Origin of the sequence: Blastococcus saxobsidens, from assembly GCF_010682065.1 — a bacterium.
In the GTDB taxonomy this organism is placed as follows: domain Bacteria; phylum Actinomycetota; class Actinomycetes; order Mycobacteriales; family Geodermatophilaceae; genus Blastococcus; species Blastococcus saxobsidens_B.
Genome location: NZ_JAAGWG010000011.1, coordinates 83861 through 105658, shown reverse-complemented (window position 1 = coordinate 105658; position 21798 = coordinate 83861). Strand labels below are relative to the sequence as shown.

Here is a 21798-nt window from a genome sequence, read left to right as displayed (position 1 = left end):
AGGCGGTGCGGCGGACGATCAGTCGGGCACCCGTCCCGCGGCGACGAGGTGCTCGGCCGGCCGGTGGCGGAGGACCGCCGCCGGCGGACCGGGCCGGCGGGTCGAGGTCAGGCGGGTCCAGGTCAGGCGGGTCCAGGTGCCGTTCGCCATGTACCTCTCCCTCGCGGACGGGCCTGTCGGCCCCTGGACGGGCTGTTCCTGTGCCGTCCCGGGCGATCCCGGGGCCCCTGTGCGGGTGTGATGCAGTCAACACATCGGTGTCGATATGGGCTAACCATTCGACCTATTGTTATCGGACCGTTATCCAGTCCCGCCGGGTCGCAGCGGCCCGTCGGCGAGCAGCCGGGCGACGTCGTCGACCGTCGTCCGCGCCATGACCTCCCGCGCCGTCGACGCCATCGGGATGTCCAGGCCGACCCGCTCGGCGAGGTCTGCGGTGTTGGCCAGGTCCTTCGCGTGCCAGGTCAGCCGCATCTGCTCGAGCTCGCGGAGCGTGCGCGAGTCGGTCGGCCCGTCCTGCAGTGCCGCGCGCATGGCCGGGACGGGCACACCGCCGCGGCGGGCCAGCTCCAAGGCTTCGGTGATCGCCGAGATCTGCGCCCAGTGCACGAGGTTGTTCGCCGTCTTCCCGACCTGCCCCGCCCCCAGCGGGCCGAGGTGGTGCACGGCCTTGGTCCAGGGCTCCAGCAGCGGCCGGACACCGGCGAGCACGCCGCCGTCGCCGCCGACCAGGAGGTTCACCTCCCCGGCCTCGGCGCCCCGCACACCGCCGGTCAGCGCTGCGTCGAGGACACCGACACCCGGCGGTGCGGCGTCGGCGACCGCCTCGCAGGTCTGCGGCCGCACCGAGGAGCAGAGCAGCACCACCGCGCCCGCCGCGCAGCCGGCGAGCAGGCCGTCGACACCGAGGCAGACGCTCCGCACGTCCTCGTCGGTGGGGACGACGACCACCACCAGGTCGGCCCCCCGCCCCACGTCGCGCAGCGCGGCCACGGCCCGGGCACCGAGGGCGACGGCGCGGTCGACCGCGGCGGGATCGAGGTCGTGGACCTGCACCGGGACGCCGGCGGCGAGGAGGTGCCGGGCGATCGGGTCACCCATGGCCCCCAGCCCGACGACGGCGACAGCTGCGCGATTCCGCACCATCGGGTCTCCTTCTCGCGGACAGCAGCGTGGTCGCCGTCACTTTTCGCTTAAGGTAATACCTTCAGACCAGTCGTCAAGGGGGTGTCGTCGGTGCGATGGCTCCCGACCCCTCGCCGACGGGGTGCGCCGGGGACCGAGTGCCGGCAGCCCTGGCGCGAACGAGCGTTCCGGTCCCTCCGGGTGCCGAACTACCGGATCTTCTTCACCGGTCACGCGATCAGCGTCTCCGGCACCTGGATGCAGCGGGTCGCCCAGGACTGGCTCGTGCTCGAGCTGTCGGACTCGGCGCTCGCCCTGGGGGTGGCCACCGCACTCCAGGCAGTGCCCACCCTGCTGCTCGGCGTGTGGGGCGGCGTCCTGGTGGACCGGCTGGACCGTCGCCGCACGATCATGGGAACCCAGGCCGCCAGCGCGCTCCTGGCCGCCGTCCTCGCGGTCCTCACGCTCACCGGCACCGTCGAGCTGTGGATGGTGTTCGCCCTGGCCCTCGGCCTCGGCCTCGTCACGGTCCTCGACGGACCGGCTCGGCAGGCGTTCGTCACCGAGATGGTGGGCCCCGACGACTACGTCAACGCCCAGTCGCTGAACTCCACCATCCACAACCTGGGCCGGCTGGTGGGCCCGGCCGCGGCCGGGTTGCTGATCGCCTGGGCCGGCAGCGGGCTGGCGTTCGCCGTCAACGCCGCCTCCTTCCTGGCGGTGCTGGCCGGCCTCTGGCGGATCGACCCCACCCGGCTCCGGCGCAGCGCACCGGCGCCGCGCCGCAGGGGGCAGGCGCGGGAGAGCCTGCGCTACGTCTGGGACCGTCCGGACCTGCGGGCGTGCATGCTCCTCGTGGCCGTCGTCGCCCTCTTCGGGCAGAACTTCCGCGTGGTCCTGCCCCTGTTCGCCCGGGACGTCCTCGGGGGTGGCGCGGAGACCTACGGGTGGCTGACCTCCGCACTCGGCGCGGGAGCCGTGATCGGCGCCCTGGGCAGCGCGGCGCGGGAGCGGGTCAGCACCTGGTCGCTGCTGCTGTGGACCGGCGGCTTCGCCGTGGCGAGCATGCTGTTGGCGGGAGCGCCCGGCCTCGCGGTCGCCCTTGGGCTGCTCGTCGGGCTGGGCGTCACGAACATCTGCTTCAACACCCTGGCGCGGGTCCTGCTCCAGCTGGGCGTCGACGCCTCGATGCAGGGGCGCGTCATCGCGCTGCACGCCACCGTGTTCCTCGGCAGCACCCCCATCGGCGGGCCGCTGCTCGGCTGGATCTGCGAGCACTTCAGCGCGCGGGCGGGGCTCTTCGTCAGCGGTGCGGCGCCCGCGGTCGCGGCCCTCGCGCTGCTGCCCACGCTGCGCCGCATGCGCCGGCGGGCCGACCAGCCGGGCCCGGTCGACCGGGCCGTCGATCCCGGCGGGCGGACGATGCCTTCGTGAGCCTCCCCGGTGCGGCCGGCGGCGGCCCGCACGCCCCAGGGGCGGTCCCCCGGGTGGGGAACCCGGGGGACCGCCCCTGGAGGCAGCGGGTCAGTAGCTGGCGGTGACCAGTTCCTGGAACGCCGCGGGCGACTCGAGGACCTCGGCGACGAGCGCCCCGGCCTCCTCGCCGCTCAGCGGGGCGAGCGGCCGCTGCTGGCTCTCCAGCTCGTCGAGCAGCTCCTGGTTCTCCACCGCGCACTGGAAGCCCTCACGGAGCGCCTCGACCTGGGCGTCCTCCATCTGCGGCGACACGATCAGCGAGCGACCCGTCTCCCCCATCGCCACGAGGCTGTCCACGATGGCCTGCGCGTCGGCGTCCGGCGCCTCGGTCTCGCTGATGGCGGGGGTGTCGGGCAGCAGTGGGTCCGGCTCCTCGTCCACGGTCACGACCGGCCGGACGTCGCCGGACTCGATGGCACCCAGCTGGCTGTCGACGGGCAGCGCGTGGGCGTCGGCGTTCCCGGCGACCACCGACTGACGGGCCTCGGTCGACCCGGCGAACCCGGTGATGATCTCGAACGGGAAGCCGTAGGCCTCGCCCAGGATGTTGGGGGCGATGAAGTCGTTGGCCCCCGGACCCTGCGCGACGAACCGCACCGTCTCGTCGGCGTCGACGATGTCCTCCCAGGTCTGGAAGGGGCTGTCGGGGGAGACGACCACCACGTTCGGCGGCGCGGAGACCCGCCCGATCCAGTTGAGGTCGTTGAGGTCGAAGTTGGCGCCCTCGGCCCCGGCGATCTGCGCGGACACCAGCCCGACCGTGTTCACGATCTGCAGCCGGTTCTCCGACGCCGGGGCCGCCGCGGTCTTGTTCGTGGCGACGAGGCCGCCTGCCCCGGGCTCGTTGCGGACGACGAGGCGCGCGCCGGTGCACTCCTCGAGGTACGGGGCCAGCGCGCGGGCGTAGGCGTCGTAGCCGCCACCGGGCTCGTAGGGGACCACCAGGTCGATGTCCTCGCCCTCGAACACCTGCTCGGCCTCCGCGGAACCGGAGGAACCCGAGCCGCCCTCGGACCCGCAGGCGGTGAGCGCCCCGGCCAGCGCGAGCGCCACGGTCACACGGCCGACCGGCCGCCACGAGGTCCTGCTGGTTGCCATCATGTCCACTCCTTCGTGGGGGAACCGGTCCGCGGCGAACCGGCTGGGGGTGCGGGGAAGCTGTCAGCCGGCGGGCTGCTCGACCGAGTCCAGGAAGGCGAGGATCCGCGCCGGCGCGGTGTCCTCGGTCTGCTCCACGACGGGGGCGTCCCAGTACTCGGCGTGCGGCAGGCACTCCTGCAGGTACCGGGCCGCCGAGGGCGCGTGCGAGTCGTCCTGACCCGGCACGACGAGCGTCGGGGTGGTCAGCTCGAGCAGGTCCTCGGGCTCCGCGCCGGGCACCGTGTCCCGGTCGAACATCAGCCGCGCCGTCCCGCTGACCAGCACCGCGTAGCGCTCGGGCGCGATCCGCGCATACGCGTCGGCGAAGTCGGGGTCGGCCCGGACGACGCTGTTCCAGGGGCCCACCCGGGGGTCCTTGGTGAAACCGGCCTGGGTGGCGCCCACCAGGTCCACGACCGCGCGGAGCCCCTGCTCCTCCACGAAGGCGAGGTGCTGGGCGAAGCGCGCGTGCTGCTTCATGCGGTACTTCACACCACCGGCCGGCGAGTACAGCACCATGCTCGACACCCGGTCGGGATGGGCCACGGCGACGGCCGCCGCCGTGGAGCAGCCCACGCAGCCGCCCATGAGGTGGGCGGATGCGACGTCGAGGTGGTCGAGGAGTCCCACGGCCTGCGCGACGTAGTCCTGCCAGCGGATCCGCTGCACCCGACCCCCGGAGGAGCCCGACTCCCGCCGGTCGAAGGTGATGCACGTGTAGCGGGTGCTCAGGTGGTCCAGCAGCGCCAGCCGGCGGTAGACGCCCACCGTCCGCCAGCTCTCCAGCGTGGAGTCGAAGCCCCCGGGGGAGAACATCAGCAGCGGCGGCCCGGAGCCGGTGACCTCGTAGCGCGTGCGGATCCCGTCGACGACGGCGGTGGGCACGGTGGCAGTCCTCTCGGTCGGTCGGGTCAGGTCGCTGCCGGGACCGGGATGCCCCCGGGCAGCTGCCGGGCGGCACGGACGTCCTCGGCGTAGGCGGTCATCGCCTCCAGCGTCAGCTGGGCGACGTTGACGTAGCTGTCGCGCGCACCGTCCAGAGCGGTGGCCGCGTATCCGATGGCGGCGTTCACCATCCGCATGCGGCCGTCGAGCCACGGACCGCCGCCGAACCCACCGACGACCGGGATGGACACCGCGTCGGCGACCGCGGCCCCGACGACCGGGCCGGAGTTGGTGAAGTTGAGCAGGGTGGCCCCCGCGTCCTCCAGCCGCTTGGCCTCGGCGACCATCTCGTCCAGCAGCTCCGCCGGCACCGCGTCGGCGGCCGACGGCACGGACTTGTACTCGACGCCGTAGCGCAGCGCCGTCTGCGGCGTGATGCCGAACTGCGCGAACACCGGGATGCCGGCCCGGTTCACGGCCTCGACCGCCTCCGGATAGTCCGAGGCGGCGTCGAGCTTGACCATGTCGACGCCGGCCTCCTTGACGAAGCGGACGGCCGCGCGAACGGCGGAGTCGGTGCCCTCCTGCAACGGGCCGAAGGGGAAGTCCACGCTGACCAGCGCCCGGGAGACCCCCCGGCGCACGGCCTTGGCGACGACGAGCATCTCCTCCATCGTCACCTCGAACGGGTTCGAGTGACCCCAGAGGTTGACGCCCACCGTGTCGCCCACGGAGACGAGCTCGACCCCGGCGCGGTCCACGATCCGGGCGACCTGGTAGTCCCAGGCGACGACCCCGACGATCTTGCGGCCGTCGTCCTTCATGCGCTGCAGGTCGCGCAGCCCCACCCGCTCAGACACGGAGCGCGCTCAGCAGGTCCACGACGTCGGCCTCGTCGGCCGACGGCAGGAGCACCCGGGCGTGCGGACGGAGCGCGGCCACGGCGGCGGACGCCGTCGTGCCGGCGTGCGTGCCGTCCCCGAGCACCAGGCCCGCGGTCTGGATGCCGCGCTCCCAGCAGGCCTTGCCCAGGCCGTGCGCGCAGGCCGCACCGGTGTCGTCGGTGGCGACCATGACGACGACCGACGCGCTGGCCAGCTCGTCGGCCAGCGTCGCCGGGCCGCCGTCGACATCGCGCAGGACGACGTCCTCCCCCTCGCCGGCGCCGGCCTCGCACACGTAGAAGCGCGCGTTGGCCCAGCCGTGCTGCGCCGTCCGGCGCAGGACGTCCGCCGCCCCGGGGTCCAGGGCGACGACCCGGCCGGCCCGCGACGGGGCGATGGGCCGGTCGATCCGGTAGCGCGCCTCCTCGGCCGTGGCCGCACGCGCGCAGCTGCTCAGCGTCTGGGTCTCCACGGCCACGATCAGACCGAGGAGATCGGGAAGCCGGGGCGGACCCGCACGTCGTCGCGGGCGGCGTCGAGGAACGCCTCCTTCTGCGGCAGGACGACGGCGGCCGAGCGGACGTGGTGGTGCGCCGGGTCGACCCCGGGCGGGGTCGCCCCCTTGTCCCGCAGGGCGGTGGCCGCCCGGTAGAGCTTCTGCCGGGCCTTGATGATGCCGCTGTCGGCCGGGACCAGGCGCTCCTTGGTGCGGTCGACGATCGGTCCCATGCTCTCCTGCAGGGAGGAGTCCTGGATCGCGATGCCCTCGACGCCGGAGTACCACTCCCCGGTCCGCTGCTTCTCGCGGTTCATCAGGTAGTCGTTGTCCATGTTGGCCTCGGGCCGGTAGGTGCCCGGGATGTTCTTGCTGTGCACCCCGTGGCCGTCGATCATGGCCTGCCGCTCCGCCTCGGTGAGGGGCCGCATGGGGTGGTAGTCGAAGCTGTACGCCCAGCAGTTCTCGTCGTCGATGGGGATCCAGAAGTGCCCGTGGATCGGGTGGTCACCGCGCGGGGGGACCATCGTGAACGACGGCATGACCCACGGCGTGATCCGCCAGTAGTACGACCCCTCCTCGGCGTTGCGCCGGGCACCGACGAACAGGCCGCCCTCGCTGTCGGCCACCTCGAAGAACGGCTTGGTGTCGTTGAGGTTGTACTGGTTTCCCTTGGCGCCCTTGAACAGCGGGTCGCTCTTCAGGCCACCGGAGTGCAGGAACGTCACGTGGCTGGAGTCGATGCCGCCCTCGAACGCCTGCAGCCAGTTGCTCTGCTGCCAGCGCTTGGAGGTGTAGTGGTGCTCCGCCGGCGTCAGGGCGAACTCGAACTCCGGGAGGGGCGGCTGCGACGCCGGGTCGCCCATGTAGGTCCAGAGCACGTCGCCGATCTTCACCAGCGGGTAGGAGGTGAGCTTCACGTTCTCGGCGAAGCTGGAGTTGTCGGCCTCGGAGGGGACCTCGACGCACTGGCCCGTGGTGTCGTACTTCCAGCCGTGGTACGGGCAGCGCAGGCCGCCCTCCTCGTTCCGCCCGAACCACAGGGACGCCCCGCGGTGCGCGCAGAACTCGTCGATCAGGCCGTAGTTGCCGTAGCTGTCGCGGAAGGCGACCAGGCGCTCGGACAGCAGCTTGAGCCGGATCGGCGGGCAGCCGTCCTCCGGCAGCTCCTCGGCGAGGCAGGCGGGCATCCAGTACTGGCGGAACAGCTCACCCATGGCCGTTCCTGGGCCGGTCCGGGTCAGCAGCTCGTTGATGTCCTTGCGAAGCACGGGTCTCTCCTGTCCTCAGCCGCGCGATGGGCTGTCTGTCGTGCCCGGGTAGAGGGGCGTCACCTGGCGACTCACGGTTGCTCGGGCGGCACGTCCACGGTCAGCCCGTCCAGCTCCGGCGACACGGGGATCTGGCAGCTCAGCCGGCTGCTGTCGCGCGGCTCGGACACCGCCATCTCCAGGAGGTCCTGCTCCAGCTCGTTCGGCTCGCCGACGAGCTCGGTGTACTCCGCGCGCACCCACACGTGGCAGGTCCCGCAGGAGGCATTCCCCCCGCACTCGCCGATGATGCCGGGCACGCCGTTCTTCACGGCTGCGGCCATCACGGACTCTCCGACGGCCGCGTCGACCGCGTGCTCTTGACCGGAGCCCCCGACGTAGACAACCTTCGGCACGGCGTCCCCTCCGTAGTACCTGGCCGCCTGCGGGGCCTCCCTGCATTGGTATGTCCATTAGACCACATTGTGTCTAGGGTCACGACATGCCCGGCCTCGTCCTCCTGCGCCACGGAGAGAGCACCTGGAACGCGCGCGACGTCTTCACCGGGCAGGTCGACGTCGACCTCACCCCCCGCGGCGAGGAGCAGGCCCGCCGCTGCGGGCTGGTCCTCCGCGAGGCAGGACTGCTGCCCGACCGCGTGCACACGTCCACCCTGACCCGCGCGGTCCGCACCGCACGGCTCGCCGTCGCGGCCGCCGGCCACCCCGCGACACCCGCCCGCCAGGACGCCCGGCTCGACGAGCGCAGCTACGGGGCCCTCGAGGGGGTCCCGCGGAGCGAGGTGCTCGCTCGCCACGGGGCCGAGCAGTACCAGCGGTGGCGGCGGTCGTGGGACGCCGCCCCGCCGCCCGGGCGGACCGGAGGCGTCCTCCGCCCCGGCGAGAGCCTCGCCGACGTCCTCTCCCGCCTGCGACCGTGCTGGGAGGAGGTCCTGGCGCCCGACCTCCGGGCCGGGCGCACCGTCCTGGTGGTCGCGCACAGCAACTCGCTGCGGGCGCTGATCGCCCTCCTCGACCGGGTCGGACCCGACCGGGTGCCGGACCTGGAGGTCCCGATCGCGGAGCCACTGCACTACCTGCTGGACGACGCCGCGCGACCCGTCGTACCGGGTGGTCGGTACGTCCGGGCGACCTCGGACCGGTGAACACGGGGCGGTGGGGCCACTCGGGAGCGGGACCGGCCCGTCTCGTACGGGGTCCCCGCTGCTGAGGGTCGCCTAGGATACGGGGGTGATGACGCCGGAACGCACCGTGGCCGCGACGCCCGAGAGCCCTGCGGTGGGCAAGGGGGACCTGCTCAGCCGCGTGAGCGTGGGGCGCATCTCCGAGGTCATCGTCGACCAGATCCGGATGCTCGTCCGGCAGGGGCAGCTGACCGCCGGCGACCGGCTCCCGTCCGAGCGCGAGCTGTGCGAGCGGTTCGGCGTCAGCCGGGTCACCGTCCGGGAAGCGCTGCGGGTGCTCGAGGCCAACGGCCTGGTCGAGATCCGCGTGGGCGCCCGCGGCGGCGCCTTCGTGACCGCCCCCAGCAGTCGCCTGGTGGGGGCCGGCATCGCCGATCTCATCTCCCTGGCCACCCTGACCGCCGTCGAGGTCACCGAGGCACGGATGGTGTTCGAGCTCGGCATCGTCGCGCTGGTCTGCGAGCGGGCCACCGACGACGACATCGCCGCGCTCCGGGAGATCTGCGACCGGAGCAGCGCCGCTCTGGAGAACGACGACTACCCGCTCGAGCTCTCTGCCGAGTGGCACACCCGGTTCGCCGTGGCGACGCACAATCGGGCGGTCGCCATGCTGGTGGAGTCGCTGCACGACCCCCTGGTGCACTCCCTGGAGCAGGCCCGGGAGGTGGCCCCGCTGCACGGCCGCCAGGGCGTCGAGGAGCATCGCGCCCTCGTCGAGGCCATCGCCGCCCGGGACGTCGGAGCCGCCACCGATCTGATGCGCACCCACCTCCTGCGCACGGCCGAGCGCGTGAGCGGCATGGAGTCGGCCGCGCGGAGCTGAGCCGCCCGGGGTTCGGTCCCCCGGCTCACTCCCCCATCTCGGCGCCGAACACCAGCGACTTGATCGTGACCGGGACCGTCTTCGACGGGTAGCGCAACCGGCCGAGGTCGACGTAGTCGAAGTCCCGCAGCGCGAGACCGTCCACGACGAGCACGTCGACGGTCACCCCGAGCTCGCTCTGGAGCAGCCGGCCGACGGTCATGGCCACGTCCCCGTCGAGCACGACGTACACCGCCCTGCCGGCGGCGATGCGTTCGGCGAGCCCGTCGCGCACGCCGCGGGCGAAGGCGACCACCCGGCCGTAGCTCGGCAGGCCCGACCAGGACATCGCGAGCACGACGTCCTGGTCTCCCGTGTCGAGGGCGACGAGGTGCCGGCGGATCGCCACGGCCACCGCGTCGGCGTCCACGGTCTCCCCGAGCTCGTGCACCGGGTGCACCACCTGCAGGTTGCGCCTCGGGAGCATGGCATCGGGGTCGGAGATCCAGCCGGTGTTGCCGCTGAGCTGGACGCTGTACTCCGACGCGCCGAGCGCAGTGGCACGGATGCACTCACCGGCGGGCAGCAGCGGGTACGGCAGCGCGCCCGCGTCGACACGGCGTCGCACCGCCTCCCCCAGCGGTCGGCCGAGGTCGCCGAACGAGGCGGCCTCGCGCCCGTAGACGTACTCGGCCACGCCCCCGGAGAACACGACCCCGTCGATCGGGCCGACGTCGGGGAGAGGATCGGTGAGGTACAGCGCCGCCACGTCCGGCGGGGGTTCGCCCCCGAGAGCGGCGATCAGCGCGTCCGCCATGCCCTCGGCCACCCGGTCGACCTCGTCGGGGGCGACCACGTCGCCCAGGGCCCAGGAGTGACCGGCGCGGGCGGCATGGTTCCGGCCGGCCGGTTCCAGCCGGACGATGGCCCCCGCCTCGTCGACGACCTGCAACCGTCCGCCGATGTGGACCGCCGCGGTGGCGACCACCCGGCCGCGGTCGAGCACGGACAGCTTGGTCGTGCCGCCCCCGATGTCGACGTTGAGGATCCTGCGGCCGGTCTCGTAGGACGTCCGGGCCGCGCCGGAGCCGTAGCCGGCCAGCATCGCCTCCATGTGGTGCCCCGCCGTGGCCGTCACCAGTTCTCCGCCGCGTTCGGCGAGGATCCCGGCGATCGCCTCGGCGTTGCGGCGGCGCAGCGCCTCCCCGGTGAGGATCACGACCCCGGTGTCGACGTCCTCCGGGCCGATCCTGGCCTCGCCGTAGGCGCGGTCGATGATGGTGCCCAGCGCCGCGGCGTCGATGTGGTCGGCGCTGGCGTACGGGGTCAGCGCCACGGGCGAGCGGTACACGGCCTCGCGGCGGACCACGATGTAGCGGCTGGTCAGGTCCTCGCCCATGCGGCGCAGGTGCAGCCGGGAGAAGACCACCTGCGTGCCCGACGAGCCGATGTCCATCCCCACGCTGTGCAGCGTCACGTTGTCCTGCTGCCAGATCGGGTTGTCCTCGAGCGGCAGCTCGTCGTCGTCGTGGTCGTGGTCGTGGTCGGGCGTGTGCGGCGAGTACACCGTCTGCGGCTCGGCGTGCTCACGGCCGTAGACCGGCTCGGCGGAGTGGGTGTGCGTCACGGAGCGCTCCGGAGGGGGACGACGACGTGCGGCCCGCCTACGGAGGGCGGACCGCACGTCGAGGTGGGCGGGGAGGCGGTCAGGCCGTCGGCAGCGGCGGCAGGTTCTCCTTCTCCTGCTCGTACGCGGCCTCCATCTGCGGCTCGAGGCCGTGCTTGGCCAGGGCCTCCGTGAAGGTCTCCCGCACGTACGACGACTCGTCGGCGTAGTCGATCTGGTCGCCGCCGATGCGCTGGCTGATCCAGGCCTTCGGCACACCCTGCGCGTTCCGGATGGACACGACCTCGTGCTTGAAGGCGAGGTAGCGGGCCGGCTCCGTGCCGGTGTTGAAGTGCTGGTGGTACCACATGTTCGGCGGGACGATCATGCTGCCGGCCTGCCACTCGTAGCGCCGCGGCTCCTCGCCCTCGGGCCACATCAGGCTGTAGCCCTCGCCCGAGAGGATGATCACGTGGGCGCCCGGACCGTGCCGGTGGCCCTTCTTGTACGTGGCGGTCGGGAACTGCGAGATGTGGCTGTTCATCGAGCCCCGGGCCATGTTGAAGCGGATGTGCCCGCCGCCGGCGCCGCGCTCCTTGGCCTCGATCAGGGGCAGGTTGACCGAGTCGGCCACGAAGTTGGTGTCCAGCAGCAGGCCCTTCTGCTCGCCCGTGGGCGCGAAGTAGTCCGGCTCGCCGTTGAAGCGCTTCGGGAAGTCGTGCGCGGTGCCGAAGACGAACTCGATGTCGTCGTAGAGGTTGATGATGCCCGGGGCGTTCGTCGAGGCGACGAACCGCGCCACCTCGGTGCCGGAGGCGTTGAAGTGCTGGTGGTTGGCGTTCAGCGGGATGGCGAACAGCGCACCCGGGCCCCACTCGAAGGTCACCTCGGCGCCGGCGTCGTTCCACACCTTGGTGGAGCCGTGCCCGGTGAGGACGAGGATCATCTCCTCGAACAGCTGCCGCTGCGGCGCGAGCTGACCGCCGGCCGGGATCTCGGCGACGTAGCAGTCGTTCGAGGTGCGGCTGGCCTCGTGGTTGATGAAGACGCCCCGGCCGCCGCGGCGGGCCCAGTCCTTGAGCTCGACGGTCTTGAGGTCCGGCACGTAGTGCGCCGCGATGATGTCCAGGCCCTCGTCGGCCACCCAGCGGGTGTACGGCGAGTCCTTCTCGGTGGCGAACTTCGCCGCGAGGCTCTCGTTGACGATGGCGTCCTTGGCCATGGGGCCTCCCTGGTCGACGGTGGGGCTCTCCGAACGGCACGGCGCACGAACCACCGGCCGGGATCGGTAGGACCATAAGACCAGCTGTGAGGTGTGTCAAAGGCCACTCGCAGCCCTGGCGGTTGGCCTACCTCATGGTCTAATCATTCGCCCATGGCATCGCCACGACGGAGGACGGCATGACCGAGCGACCCCAGGTGATCATCGTCGGCGGCGGCCCGGTCGGGGTGGGATTGGCGCTGGACCTCGGCCTGCGCGGCGTCCGCTGCCTCGTCGTCGAGCGGCGGGCCGCGCTGTCCGCCGTCCCGAAGGGCCAGGGGCTCTCGCAGCGGACGATGGAGCACGCCGCGCGCTGGGGCGTCGCCGACCAGCTGCGCGCCGCCCGGGCCATGCCGGAGGGGCACCCCATCGGCCAGGTCACCGTCTACGACAACCTGCTCGGGGAGTTCTGGAGCGCTCCCCCGGCGCGCGAACTGGTCCAGGACTACTACGCGCAGGCCAACGAACGCCTCCCCCAGTACCGCACCGAGGAGGTCCTGCGCCGACGGGTGGCGGAGGTGCCGGGCGTCGAGCTGCGCCTGGGCTGGCGGGCGACCGAGGTCGACCAGGACGACACGGGCGTCCGCGTCACCGTCACGCACGACGGGGGGACCGAGGTGCTGGAGGCCGACTTCGTGGTCGGCTGCGACGGCGGCCACTCCGTGGTCCGCGAGCGGGCCGACATCGAGCGCAGCGGCACCGACTGGGACGAGCTGGTGGCGCTGGTGGTCTTCCGCTCACCGGAGCTGCACGAGGCGCTCGGCCGGTTCCCCGCCCGCTCCACCTACCGCGTGATGCACCCCGATCTCCAGGGGTACTGGATGTTCTTCGGCCGGGTCGATGTCGGTGCCGAGTTCTTCTTCCACGCCCCCGTGCCGCCGGGCACCACCGCCGACGGCCCGGAGATCGTCGAGCTGCTGCACCGCGCCGCCGGCTTCCCGTTCGCCCTCGAGATCGACCACGTCGGCTTCTGGGACCTGCGCGTCCAGGTGGCACACCGCTACCGCGCCGGCCGCGCCTTCATCGCCGGGGACGCGGCGCACACGCACCCGCCGTACGGGGGGTTCGGGCTCAACAACGGCCTGGAGGACGCCGCCAACCTGGGCTGGAAGCTCGCCGCCGCGCTGGACGGCTGGGGCGGCGACGCGCTGCTGGAGTCCTACAGCCTGGAGCGGCAGCCGGTCTTCCGCGACGTGGGCGAGGACATCATCGGCGGGTGGATCCGGGACGACCGCGCCATGCTGGAGAAGTACCGCCCCGAGGACGACCCGGAGGAGTTCGCCCGCGCCTTCGAGGAGGCGGCCCGCGGTTTCGGTCGCCGGCTGCGGAGCTTCGAGCCGAACTACGAGGGCTCGCCCGTGGTGTTCGGGCCGCCCGGCGGGGTGAGCAGCGCCCACGGCGAGCACACGTTCCAGGCCCGGCCGGGACACCACCTGCCCCCACGGCGACTCGGCTCCGGGCGAGGGGTGTTCGAGGAGCTCGGCGCCGGGTTCACGCTCCTGGCCCTGGATGCGGACGACGCAGGCGTGGCCGGCTTCGAGGAGGCCGCCCGGTCCCTCGGGGTCCCGCTGACCGTCCTCCGCGATGCGGCCGCCGGGGAGCTCGCCGACTACGGGACGCGGCTGATCCTGGTCCGCCCCGACCAGTTCGTGGCCTGGACCGGTGACACCTTCCCGGCCGATCCGGTACGGGTGCTGGCGACCGCCACCGGGACCGAATGAGCTGCCGCACATTTCCGAGCCATTCCGGCTCGTGGATGTGACCCAGGCAATGGTGCCGGTTGAACGCGTGACCACCCTCACGCGCGCATGACGTAGTGCCGCATTCTGTTGGTCCTACCATTGAGCTGAGAAATTGGTAGGGCACAGAAGGAGCACACGTTGACGAGCACCACCGGGGCCCAGCCCTCCGTAGCCGGCCTCTTCGGGGCGCCGGACTGGTCCTTCCTGGCGCGGCTGCGTGCGATGAGCGCGTCCACCGCCGCCGTCGTGTCGCGTTCGCTCGCCTCGGCGCGGGCCTACGACGGCGCGCAGGGCACGGCGGCGCGGCGCGCGGTCCTGCGCGAGTTCGCCGGCACCCGCTGACTCACTCGCCCCGGGGCGCCGGACCGGTCAGCCCCGGCCGGCGCCCAGGACCTGCAGCGCACGGGCGGTGTGCAGCACCGACGCGTACTTGAGGCTCAGGTCGAACAGGCTCATCTTGTGCGACAGCGGGCTGCGGTCGAAGGTCGCCTCCTCGACCACCACGACCCGGTAGCCGGCTGAGTAGGCGTCCACCGCGGTGGCCCGAACGCATCCGCTCGTGGTCTCCCCCGCCACCACCAGCGTGTCCACGTCCAGGTCGCGCAGCCAGGTGGACAGCGGGGTGCCGAAGAAGGCGCTCGCCCGGCTCTTCCGCACGACGATCTCGCCGTCGCGGGGGCGCAGCGGCTCCACGAACTCGAGACCCGACGCGTCGTCGGCGCCCGGCACCGGGGCCCGCTGCGTGACCCCGCCGCCCGGAACACCTCCACGGGCGTCACCCGTCGTGTGCAGCACGGGCACCCCCGCCGCCCGGCCCGCCGCCAGCAACGCCTCCAGGTGGGGCAGGGCCGACCACCCGGCCAGCCCGCAGGACGAGGGGAACTCCTCGATCGCGTCGGCGAGCGGCTGCGGCCGGTCCCCGAACACCTTGCGGTAGCAGTCGACGAGCAGCAGCGCCGGACGTCGACCGGGCGGCCGGGGCCGGTAGCGGGTGGCGACCAGCCGCTCGTCGTCCCCGATGACGTCGTCCCAGCAGTGCCGCTCGGGCTGCGGGTCCATGGGCCACTCCTCCGACGGAGACCGCCCCGGCCACCGGGCGGGGCGCCGACCGCGGCCGGCGGTGCCCGGGGGCACCGCCGGCCGCGGCGCTCGGGTCAGTACAGGGTGGCCAGCAGCTCGCTGTAGGCCGGCGGGGCGTCCATGAGGTCCTGCACCAGGCCCTCCAGCTCGTCGCCCGGCAGGAACGCCAGCTCGCGCTCCTGCTCCTCGGACTCCTGCACGAGCTCCGGGTTCTCCATCGCGGCGGCCATGGCGGTGCGCAGGCACGACGTCGCGGCCTCGTCCATCCCGGGCGGGCCGATGAAGGGCCGGCCGAGCTCGATGAGCGCCAGATGGGCGTCGAGCAGCTCGGCCTGCTCCTCCGTCGTGTCGAGCTCGGCGACCGTCGGCACGTCGTCGGAAAGCCAGTCGGGGGACTCCTCGCCCACGACCAGCACCGGCGTCTGCGTGCCGTCCTCGACCGCACCGCGGCGGCTGGTCAGGTTGCCCGACATGCCGTCGATCGAGCCCTGGACGACGGCCAGCTCCGTCTCGCCCGAGCCCGGGAAACCGGTGACGACCTCGCCCGGGATGTCGAACACGGCGCTGATCAGCGAGGAGGTCACGTAGTCCTCGGCCCCCGGCCCGGTCGAGCCCCAGCGGAACTCGTCGGCGGCCAGGATGTCGTCGAACGTCTGGTACTCCCCGGCCGCGCTGGTGACCAGGAGCGACGGGTCGCTGGCCACGCGGCCGATGTAGGTGAAGTCGTCGAGGGCGAAGTCGGCGCCTTCCGCGCCCGCGATGGACGAGCCGCCGGCACCGACGCCGTTCATGATCGCGAGCTTCGTGCCGTCGGCGTCCTCGGCGCGCAGGCTGTTGAGCGCCAGCAGGCCACCGGCGCCGGGCTGGTTCTGCACCGCGATCGTGGCGCCGATCTCCTCCTCGAGGTAGGGCGCGACGAGCCGGGTGTAGGAGTCGTAGCCGCCACCGGGCTCGTAGGGGACGACGATGGTGATGGTCTCCCCCTCGAGCGAGGCGCAGTCGCCCCCGCCCGAGGCGGCGGGCTCGGAGTCGCTCGAGCAGCCGCTGAGCACACCGGCGCCGACGCCCAGGGCGATCAGCGACCGGAGGCTCCGCCGGTACGGCATGGCAGTGTTCATGGGTTTCCCTCTCGGAGACGGCGACGGGTACAGGGGTGGTTCAGTCCAGGAAGAGACCGGGCGGCACCGGGATGCCGAGCGCGAGCTCGAAGGCCGCGTACAGGACCACGCCGACCACGACGGCGTAGATCGCGCAGAAGACCCACGTCCGCCGGCCGGCGAAGCGCAGGTAGAGGAAGGAGAACAGCGGCGCGGTCACGAACAGGCCGGCGACGTAGAGCAGCACGAAGAACGCTGTCACCCAGGCGACGGCCTCGGTCCAGCGCCGGGCCCCCGCGGTCTGGAAGACGTACTCGACGTCGTCCTCGTTGACGTCGTCCTCCGAGGTGGTGCCGGCCGCCTGCGGCACGGCCTCCGCCGGCGCGGCCCCCGGCACCGGACCGATGGGTCCGGCCGGGCTGGTGGCCGGCGTCGGGTCGGCCGCGGCCCGGCGGCCGCGCGCCAGCCGCAGGAGCGACTGGACGACCTGCAGGAGCGCCACCGTGAAACCCAGGCCCGTCACGATGCGCGGGAAGAGCGCGGCCTTGAACGACCAGTCCGCGGCTTCGAGGAAGGCCCAGCCGAACACCGCCACCATGAACAGCCCGAGGACGACGTCGGCCACGGCTCCCGTCGACGGTCGCCGCGACTCGTGCTGCTCGGGGACTGCCATGCCGATCTCCTCGGTCGGGACGGGGGAGGCCGTTCGCCTCGGCTCTGCGGTGCTCATGCCGACACGTCGCTCTTCTGCTCGGCGGTCCGGACCCGGCTCCGCGCCCGCGCCCGCCGCACGATCGGCCCGACGATCGCCAGCACCATGACGGCGGCGATGGCCAGGACGATCGGCCGGGTGAGCCAGTCCCACTCGAAGAGCGAGTAGGAGAGGAAGAGGTACCGCTCCGCGAGGGCGCCGAGGACGACGGCGAGCAGGAAGGGCACCCGCGGCCAGTCGTACCGGATGCAGATCACGCCGACGATCGCGGCGACGATCATCACCAGCACGTCGGCGAAGCTGTTGCTGGCGGTGTAGGCGCCCAGCGCGAGCAGGAGCAGCAGGAACGGCACGAGCAGCGGGCCGGAGATGAAGGTCAGCTTCGTGAGCGGCTTGAGGACGAAGAACGCCGCGGCGACCGCGATGAAGTTCGCCAGGACGGTCACCCAGATCATCGAGAAGGTGACGTCGAGGGACGTCGTCAGCATCTCCTCGCCGGGGTTCAGGCCGACGATCAGGAAGGCCGACAGCAGCACGGCGCTGCCGGCGCCACCGGGGATGCCGAAGCCGATCGTCGGGATCAGCGAGCCGCTGTCCTTGGCGTTGTTGACCGCGCCCGAGGCGATGACGCCCTCGACGGCACCCTTGCCGAACATCTCCGGCGTCTTCGAGCTCTGCTGCGCCGCGCCGTAGGCCATGAACTGGGCCACCGAGCCGCCCAGGCCCGGGACGATGCCCACGCCGGTGCCGATGGCGCTGGACCGGATGACGAGGGGCCAGTGGTGCAGGACGTCACGGATGCCCTGCCCCACGCCGCTGAGGGAGGCCTCCGGCGTCGCACCCGGCTCGGCGCGGGCGATGCTCCGCTTGCTGAGCATCAGCTGGAGCACCTCGGCGCCGCCGAAGAGGCCCACGACCAGGGGGACGATGCCGATGCCGTCCCACAGGTAGAGCTGCTCGAAGGTGTAGCGCTGGGTGCCCTCCTGCGGGTCCAGCCCGACCAGTGCGACCAGCAGGCCGAAGGCCGCCATGATGAAGCCCTTGAGCAGGTGCTTGCCCGACAGCGCGACGACGAACGTCAGGCCCAGCATCGTCAGGGCGAAGAACTCCGGGGGCGCGAAGGCCAGCACGACCGGGCGGATCACCGGGATGGCCAGGGCCAGGACCAGCGCCCCGAAGACGGCTCCCAGGGCCGAGCTGAACAGGACGGCCCCGAGCGCGCGCCCGCCCTCGCCCCGCTTGGTCATCGGGTGACCGTCGAGCACGGTGGCGGCCGAGGTCGCCTCACCGGGCACCCCGAAGAGGACGGAGGTGATGTCGCCGGTCGTCGAGGTGACCACCCACATGCCCAGCAGGAAGGCGAAGGCCTCGACCGGCTGCATGTCGAAGGTGAACGGCAGCATCAGGGCCAGCGTGACGGCGCCGCCGAGGCCGGGGAGGATGCCGACCACGAAACCGATGGCGACACCGAGCAGCATGAGCGCCAGCGGAAGCGGCTGGAAGACCTGGGTCAGGCCACTGATCGCCTCGGACAGCATGTTGCCTCTCTCCACTCCGGGCCCCGGGCGCCTGCGGGTCCGGCGCACGCCGCAGGGACTGCGCACGTGGTCGGACCATTAGGCCAATGACGTGGAACCGTAGTACACGTGGCCTGCGTCACCAAGCCCTGGTGACCGGTCCGTGATGGAGGGGAGCCTGGAGCTGGCCGGGGCGACAGGGACACCCGCCCCCGGCCCTCCCGTCCGAGGGGTCAGCCGGCGAGTGCCGGCTCGGTGGCGTGCTCGGCCGGCACGTGCAGCAGCCGCTGGAAGACGGCGACGACGACCGCGGCGATCCCGGCGGCGACGGTGGCCACCGAGAATGCGGTGTTGGCGCCGTAGACGTCGACGAGCTTGCCGGCCACGGAGGCGCCCAGGGCCACACCCAGACCCAGGGCCGTCCCGATCCAGGTGAACGCCTCGGTGACCGCCGCACGAGGCACGAGCAGCTCGGCGAGGGTGAAGGAGCTGATCAGCGACGGCGAGACGGCGATCCCGGCGACGACCACGAACGGCACCATCAGCCAGACGTCCCGGACCAGCATCAGCGGCACGGTGAGCACGGTGAGCACCACCAGCGCGACCGCCAGCCGCCGCCGCAGCGGCACGCGCCAGTGGACGACGCCCCAGCCGATGCCGCTGGCCATCGACCCCACCGCCAGCCCGGCGATGAGCACGCCGGACAGCGACATAGCGTCCTGCTCGTCGGCGAAGGCGACCAGCGCGATCTCCAGCGTGCCGAGGATGGCGCCCACCGCGGCGCCGACGACGAACAGCACCCGCAGGCCCCGCGTGCGGATCGCCGACGGGCCCTGCCGGCTGGCGTGCCCGTGCGGCTCCGGTTCGGTCCGCCGCTGGGCGGCGAACAGCAGGCTGCCCACGGTGGCGAGGGTGAAGGCGGTGACGACACCGGAGGTCGCGTGCCCCGTGGTGGACAGGAAGGTGACCAGCACCGGGCCGACGATGAAGACGAACTCGTCGACGACGGACTCCATCGACAGCGCCGTGTGCAGCCGGTGGCTGCCGCGCAGGAGGTGGGTCCAGCGGACGCGGATCATCGAGGAGACGGGCGGGATGCAGGCTCCGGCGACACCGGCGGAGACGAAGACGATCCACAGTGGCCACGCCTCGCGCACCGAGAACAGGAAGACCAGCCCGGCCAGGACGAAGACCAGCAGCACCGGCAGCAGGACGCGACGCTGACCGTAGGTGTCGGCCCACCGGCCGAGCATCGGTCCGGCGATCGCCGTGGTCACCGCGCCGACGGCCGCCACGGCCCCGCCGAGACCGTAGGAACCGGTCTCCGACGCGATGAGCAGCACCGACCCCAGCCCGACCATGGACAGCGGGAGCCGGCCGATGAAGGCGGCGAGCACCATCGGCAGGGCGTGCGGCGTTCGCAGCACCTGCAGGTAGGGATTGGGCACGAGTGGGGTTGCCTCCGCAGAACGGGAAGGGGCGCAGCCACGCTAACCGACGCGGGGCCCACCCGCCGTGATGACCACTCGCTGCCCGCGATGATGATCAGCTCTCCTGATCATCATCGCGTCCTCCCTCACGACCGGTGCTGAGGGAGGACCCAGAACGATCAGGTCTCCTGATCATCGGGGAGCGCGCGAGGGACGGGTGTCGAGGGCCCGGACCACGGCTGCGGTCGGGACCCTCGGCGCGCCGGTTCAGGCGAGGCGGCTCTTGAGGATCTCCAGCTCGTCCCACATCGTGCTGGGCAGCTTGTCGCCGAACTTCTCGAACCATTCGGTGATCTGCGGGATCTCCGCCTGCCACTCCTCGGGCTCGACGGCGAGCGCGGCCTCGACCTGCTCGGGCGTCATGTCCAGGCCGGAGACGTCGAGGGAGTCGACCGTGGGCACGTGGCCGACCGGCGTCTCGACGGCGGCAGCGGTGCCCTCGAGGCGCTCGATGACCCACTTGAGCACGCGGCTGTTCTCGCCGAAGCCCGGCCACAGGAAGCCGCCCTCGTCGTCCCGGCGGAACCAGTTGACGTAGAAGATCTTCGGCAGCTTGGTGGCGTCGGCCTGCTTGCCGGTGTTCACCCAGTGGCCGAAGTAGTCGGCGGCGTTGTAGCCGATGAACGGCAGCATGGCGAAGGGGTCACGGCGGATGACACCGACCGCGCCGGTGGCGGCGGCGGTGGTCTCCGAGGAGAGCGTCGCGCCCATGAACACGCCGTGGTTCCAGTCCCGGACCTCGCTCACCAGCGGGATCGTGGTCTTGCGGCGGCCGCCGAAGAGGATGGCCGAGATCGGCACGCCCTTGGGGTCGTCGTACTCCGGCGCGAGGATCGGGCACTGGGTGATCGGCGTGCAGAAGCGGCTGTTCGGGTGGCTGGAGAGCTCGTCGCTGTCCGGCGTCCAGTCCCGGCCCTTCCAGTCGGTCAGGTGCGCCGGGGGCTCCTCGGTCATGCCCTCCCACCAGACGTCGCCGTCGTCGGTGAGGGCGACGTTGGTGAACACCGAGTTGCCCTTGTCGATGGTGCGCATGGCGTTGGGGTTGGTGTCCCAGCCCGTGCCCGGGGCGACGCCGAACAGGCCGTACTCCGGGTTGGTGGCGTAGAGCCGGCCGTCCTCGCCGAAGCGCATCCAGGCGATGTCGTCACCGATGGTCTCCACCTTCCACCCGGGGATGGTCGGCTCGAGCATGGCCAGGTTGGTCTTGCCGCACGCCGAGGGGAAGGCGCCGGCGACGTAGTAGGTCTTCTGCTGCGGGCTGGTGAGCTTGAGGATCAGCATGTGCTCGGCCAGCCAGCCCTCGTCGCGGGCCATGGCGGAGGCGATCCGCAGCGCGTAGGCCTTCTTGCCCAGCAGCGCGTTGCCGCCGTAGCCGGAGCCGTAGGACCAGATCGTGCGCTCCTCGGGGAACTGCACGATGTACTTGGTCTGGCTGCACGGCCACGGGACGTCGGCCTGGCCGGCCTCGAGCGGGGCGCCGAGGGAGTGCATGGCCGGGACGAACGGTCGGTCGGTACCCAGGGCCTCGAGCACGCGGCTGCCGATGCGCGCCATCACGCGCATGGAGACGACGACGTACTCGGAGTCGGTGATCTCGACGCCGAACATCGGGTGCTCGGCCTCGATCGGGCCCATGCAGAACGGGATGACGTACATGGTGCGGCCACGCATGGAGCCGCGGTACAGCTCCGTCATGACCGACTTCATCTCGGTCGGTTCCATCCAGTTGTTGGTGGGACCCGCGTCGGCCTCGTCGACCGAGCAGATGAAGGTGCGGTCCTCGACGCGCGCGACGTCGCTGGGGTCGGAGGCGCACCAGAAGGAGTTGGGCTTCTTCTCCAGGGGGCGGAAGGTGCCGGCCTCGACGAGCTTCTGGGTGAGCCGCTCGTTCTCCTGCTCGCTGCCGTCGACCCAGACCACCTCGTCCGGCGTCGTCAGCTCGGCCATCTCGCGCACCCAGGCCAGCAGGCGGGCGTGCGTGGTGGGGGCGTTCTCCAGACCAGGGGTGGCCACGGTGGTCACGGCGTCTCC

Annotated in this window: 21 protein-coding genes; 5 read left to right on the top strand and 16 right to left on the bottom strand. The window is 72.3% G+C overall.

Features of this window, described 5'->3' with window-relative positions; all coding sequences use genetic code 11:
* Positions 1–18: 18 nt before the first annotated feature.
* A complete protein-coding gene (locus GCU60_RS21025) occupies positions 19–150 on the bottom strand; it encodes a hypothetical protein (RefSeq protein WP_275585485.1) in 132 nt (43 codons plus the stop codon).
* 150 nt (positions 151–300) lie between these two features.
* Entirely contained in the window at positions 301–1146 is an 846-nt protein-coding gene (locus GCU60_RS09310; protein WP_163204498.1) for an NAD(P)-dependent oxidoreductase, read from the bottom strand.
* Positions 1147–1227: 81 nt separating this feature from the next.
* On the opposite strand from GCU60_RS09310, the gene GCU60_RS09305 reads away from it, so the two are divergent.
* Entirely contained in the window at positions 1228–2559 is a 1332-nt protein-coding gene (locus GCU60_RS09305; RefSeq protein ID WP_345770501.1) for an MFS transporter, read from the top strand.
* Between the two features lie 90 nt (positions 2560–2649).
* Here GCU60_RS09305 and GCU60_RS09300 read toward each other — a convergent pair whose 3' ends face one another.
* From GCU60_RS09300 to GCU60_RS09275, 6 genes are all read right to left on the bottom strand, one after another.
* The gene (locus GCU60_RS09300) at positions 2650–3702 is read right to left on the bottom strand and encodes a tripartite tricarboxylate transporter substrate-binding protein (protein WP_163204494.1); all 1053 of its coding nucleotides are present in this window, start codon (positions 3700–3702) and stop codon (positions 2650–2652) included.
* A 60-nt stretch (positions 3703–3762) separates the two neighbouring features.
* Positions 3763–4626 (bottom strand): alpha/beta fold hydrolase, encoded by an 864-nt coding sequence (locus GCU60_RS09295; protein WP_204261726.1) that lies wholly within the window; start codon positions 4624–4626, stop codon positions 3763–3765.
* 26 nt (positions 4627–4652) lie between these two features.
* Positions 4653–5486: a 3-methyl-2-oxobutanoate hydroxymethyltransferase gene (locus GCU60_RS09290; RefSeq protein ID WP_163204492.1), complete on the bottom strand. Its 834-nt coding sequence runs from the start codon at positions 5484–5486 to the stop codon at positions 4653–4655.
* Positions 5479–5988 carry a 3-methyl-2-oxobutanoate hydroxymethyltransferase gene (locus GCU60_RS09285; protein ID WP_163204489.1) on the bottom strand — a complete coding sequence of 170 codons (510 nt, stop codon included), beginning with the start codon at positions 5986–5988 and terminating at the stop codon, positions 5479–5481. Before GCU60_RS09285 ends, GCU60_RS09290 begins: the two co-directional genes overlap by 8 nt.
* Positions 5989–5990: 2 nt before the next feature.
* Positions 5991–7277: a Rieske 2Fe-2S domain-containing protein gene (locus GCU60_RS09280; RefSeq protein ID WP_163204487.1), complete on the bottom strand. Its 1287-nt coding sequence runs from the start codon at positions 7275–7277 to the stop codon at positions 5991–5993.
* A gap of 71 nt (positions 7278–7348) precedes the next feature.
* A complete protein-coding gene (locus GCU60_RS09275; protein ID WP_163204485.1) occupies positions 7349–7672 on the bottom strand; it encodes a 2Fe-2S iron-sulfur cluster-binding protein in 324 nt (107 codons plus the stop codon).
* 86 nt (positions 7673–7758) lie between these two features.
* On the opposite strand from GCU60_RS09275, the gene GCU60_RS09270 reads away from it, so the two are divergent.
* Positions 7759–8421, top strand: coding sequence for a 2,3-bisphosphoglycerate-dependent phosphoglycerate mutase (locus tag GCU60_RS09270; RefSeq protein ID WP_163204483.1), 663 nt, complete (start codon positions 7759–7761; stop codon positions 8419–8421).
* 88 nt (positions 8422–8509) lie between these two features.
* Complete coding sequence (locus tag GCU60_RS09265; protein WP_163204588.1) at positions 8510–9283, top strand: FadR/GntR family transcriptional regulator; 774 nt, start codon at positions 8510–8512, stop codon at positions 9281–9283.
* A gap of 25 nt (positions 9284–9308) precedes the next feature.
* On the opposite strand, the gene GCU60_RS09260 is transcribed toward GCU60_RS09265, so the two are convergent.
* On the bottom strand, positions 9309–10889 hold the full coding sequence (locus GCU60_RS09260) for an ethanolamine ammonia-lyase reactivating factor EutA (RefSeq protein WP_163204481.1): 1581 nt from the start codon (positions 10887–10889) through the stop codon (positions 9309–9311).
* 79 nt (positions 10890–10968) lie between these two features.
* Complete coding sequence (locus GCU60_RS09255) at positions 10969–12090, bottom strand: ethanolamine ammonia lyase-activating protein (protein WP_163204479.1); 1122 nt, start codon at positions 12088–12090, stop codon at positions 10969–10971.
* A 179-nt stretch (positions 12091–12269) separates the two neighbouring features.
* Here GCU60_RS09255 and GCU60_RS09250 point away from each other — a divergent pair, with 179 nt between their 5' ends.
* Together GCU60_RS09250 and GCU60_RS09245 are read left to right on the top strand one after the other, a co-directional pair.
* Positions 12270–13850, top strand: a complete 1581-nt coding sequence (locus GCU60_RS09250; protein WP_163204477.1) for an FAD-dependent monooxygenase — start codon at positions 12270–12272, stop codon at positions 13848–13850.
* Positions 13851–14009: 159 nt separating this feature from the next.
* Positions 14010–14213, top strand: coding sequence for a hypothetical protein (locus GCU60_RS09245; protein WP_163204475.1), 204 nt, complete (start codon positions 14010–14012; stop codon positions 14211–14213).
* A gap of 27 nt (positions 14214–14240) precedes the next feature.
* Here GCU60_RS09245 and GCU60_RS09240 read toward each other — a convergent pair whose 3' ends face one another.
* The 6 genes from GCU60_RS09240 to GCU60_RS09215 all read right to left on the bottom strand — a co-directional run bounded on the left by GCU60_RS09240 (position 14241) and on the right by GCU60_RS09215 (position 21789).
* Positions 14241–14930, bottom strand: coding sequence for an isochorismatase family protein (locus GCU60_RS09240; protein WP_163204473.1), 690 nt, complete (start codon positions 14928–14930; stop codon positions 14241–14243).
* 95 nt (positions 14931–15025) lie between these two features.
* Positions 15026–16069 (bottom strand): Bug family tripartite tricarboxylate transporter substrate binding protein, encoded by a 1044-nt coding sequence (locus GCU60_RS09235; protein WP_163204470.1) that lies wholly within the window; start codon positions 16067–16069, stop codon positions 15026–15028.
* Positions 16070–16109: 40 nt separating this feature from the next.
* Positions 16110–16778 (bottom strand): tripartite tricarboxylate transporter TctB family protein, encoded by a 669-nt coding sequence (locus GCU60_RS09230; protein ID WP_163204468.1) that lies wholly within the window; start codon positions 16776–16778, stop codon positions 16110–16112.
* Positions 16775–18298, bottom strand: coding sequence for a tripartite tricarboxylate transporter permease (locus GCU60_RS09225; protein ID WP_163204466.1), 1524 nt, complete (start codon positions 18296–18298; stop codon positions 16775–16777). Before GCU60_RS09225 ends, GCU60_RS09230 begins: the two co-directional genes overlap by 4 nt.
* A 212-nt stretch (positions 18299–18510) precedes the next feature.
* The gene (locus tag GCU60_RS09220) at positions 18511–19725 is read right to left on the bottom strand and encodes an MFS transporter (RefSeq protein ID WP_163204464.1); all 1215 of its coding nucleotides are present in this window, start codon (positions 19723–19725) and stop codon (positions 18511–18513) included.
* Positions 19726–19974: 249 nt separating this feature from the next.
* Entirely contained in the window at positions 19975–21789 is a 1815-nt protein-coding gene (locus GCU60_RS09215) for a phosphoenolpyruvate carboxykinase (GTP) (protein WP_163204462.1), read from the bottom strand.
* Positions 21790–21798 lie beyond the last annotated feature (9 nt).

Excerpts from the sequence above, each read along its gene's own strand:
- GCU60_RS21025 (WP_275585485.1), bottom strand. The coding sequence starts at position 150 with ATGGCGAACGGCACCTGGACCCGCCTGACCTGGACCCGCCTGACCTCG.
- GCU60_RS09265 (WP_163204588.1), top strand. The coding sequence starts at position 8,510 with ATGACGCCGGAACGCACCGTGGCCGCGACGCCCGAGAGCCCTGCGGTG.
- GCU60_RS09230 (WP_163204468.1), bottom strand. The coding sequence starts at position 16,778 with ATGAGCACCGCAGAGCCGAGGCGAACGGCCTCCCCCGTCCCGACCGAG.
- GCU60_RS09300 (WP_163204494.1), bottom strand. The coding sequence starts at position 3,702 with ATGATGGCAACCAGCAGGACCTCGTGGCGGCCGGTCGGCCGTGTGACC.
- GCU60_RS09225 (WP_163204466.1), bottom strand. The coding sequence starts at position 18,298 with ATGCTGTCCGAGGCGATCAGTGGCCTGACCCAGGTCTTCCAGCCGCTT.
- GCU60_RS09270 (WP_163204483.1), top strand. The coding sequence starts at position 7,759 with ATGCCCGGCCTCGTCCTCCTGCGCCACGGAGAGAGCACCTGGAACGCG.
- GCU60_RS09235 (WP_163204470.1), bottom strand. The coding sequence starts at position 16,069 with ATGAACACTGCCATGCCGTACCGGCGGAGCCTCCGGTCGCTGATCGCC.
- GCU60_RS09250 (WP_163204477.1), top strand. The coding sequence starts at position 12,270 with ATGACCGAGCGACCCCAGGTGATCATCGTCGGCGGCGGCCCGGTCGGG.
- GCU60_RS09240 (WP_163204473.1), bottom strand. The coding sequence starts at position 14,930 with ATGGACCCGCAGCCCGAGCGGCACTGCTGGGACGACGTCATCGGGGAC.
- GCU60_RS09310 (WP_163204498.1), bottom strand. The coding sequence starts at position 1,146 with ATGGTGCGGAATCGCGCAGCTGTCGCCGTCGTCGGGCTGGGGGCCATG.
- GCU60_RS09255 (WP_163204479.1), bottom strand. The coding sequence starts at position 12,090 with ATGGCCAAGGACGCCATCGTCAACGAGAGCCTCGCGGCGAAGTTCGCC.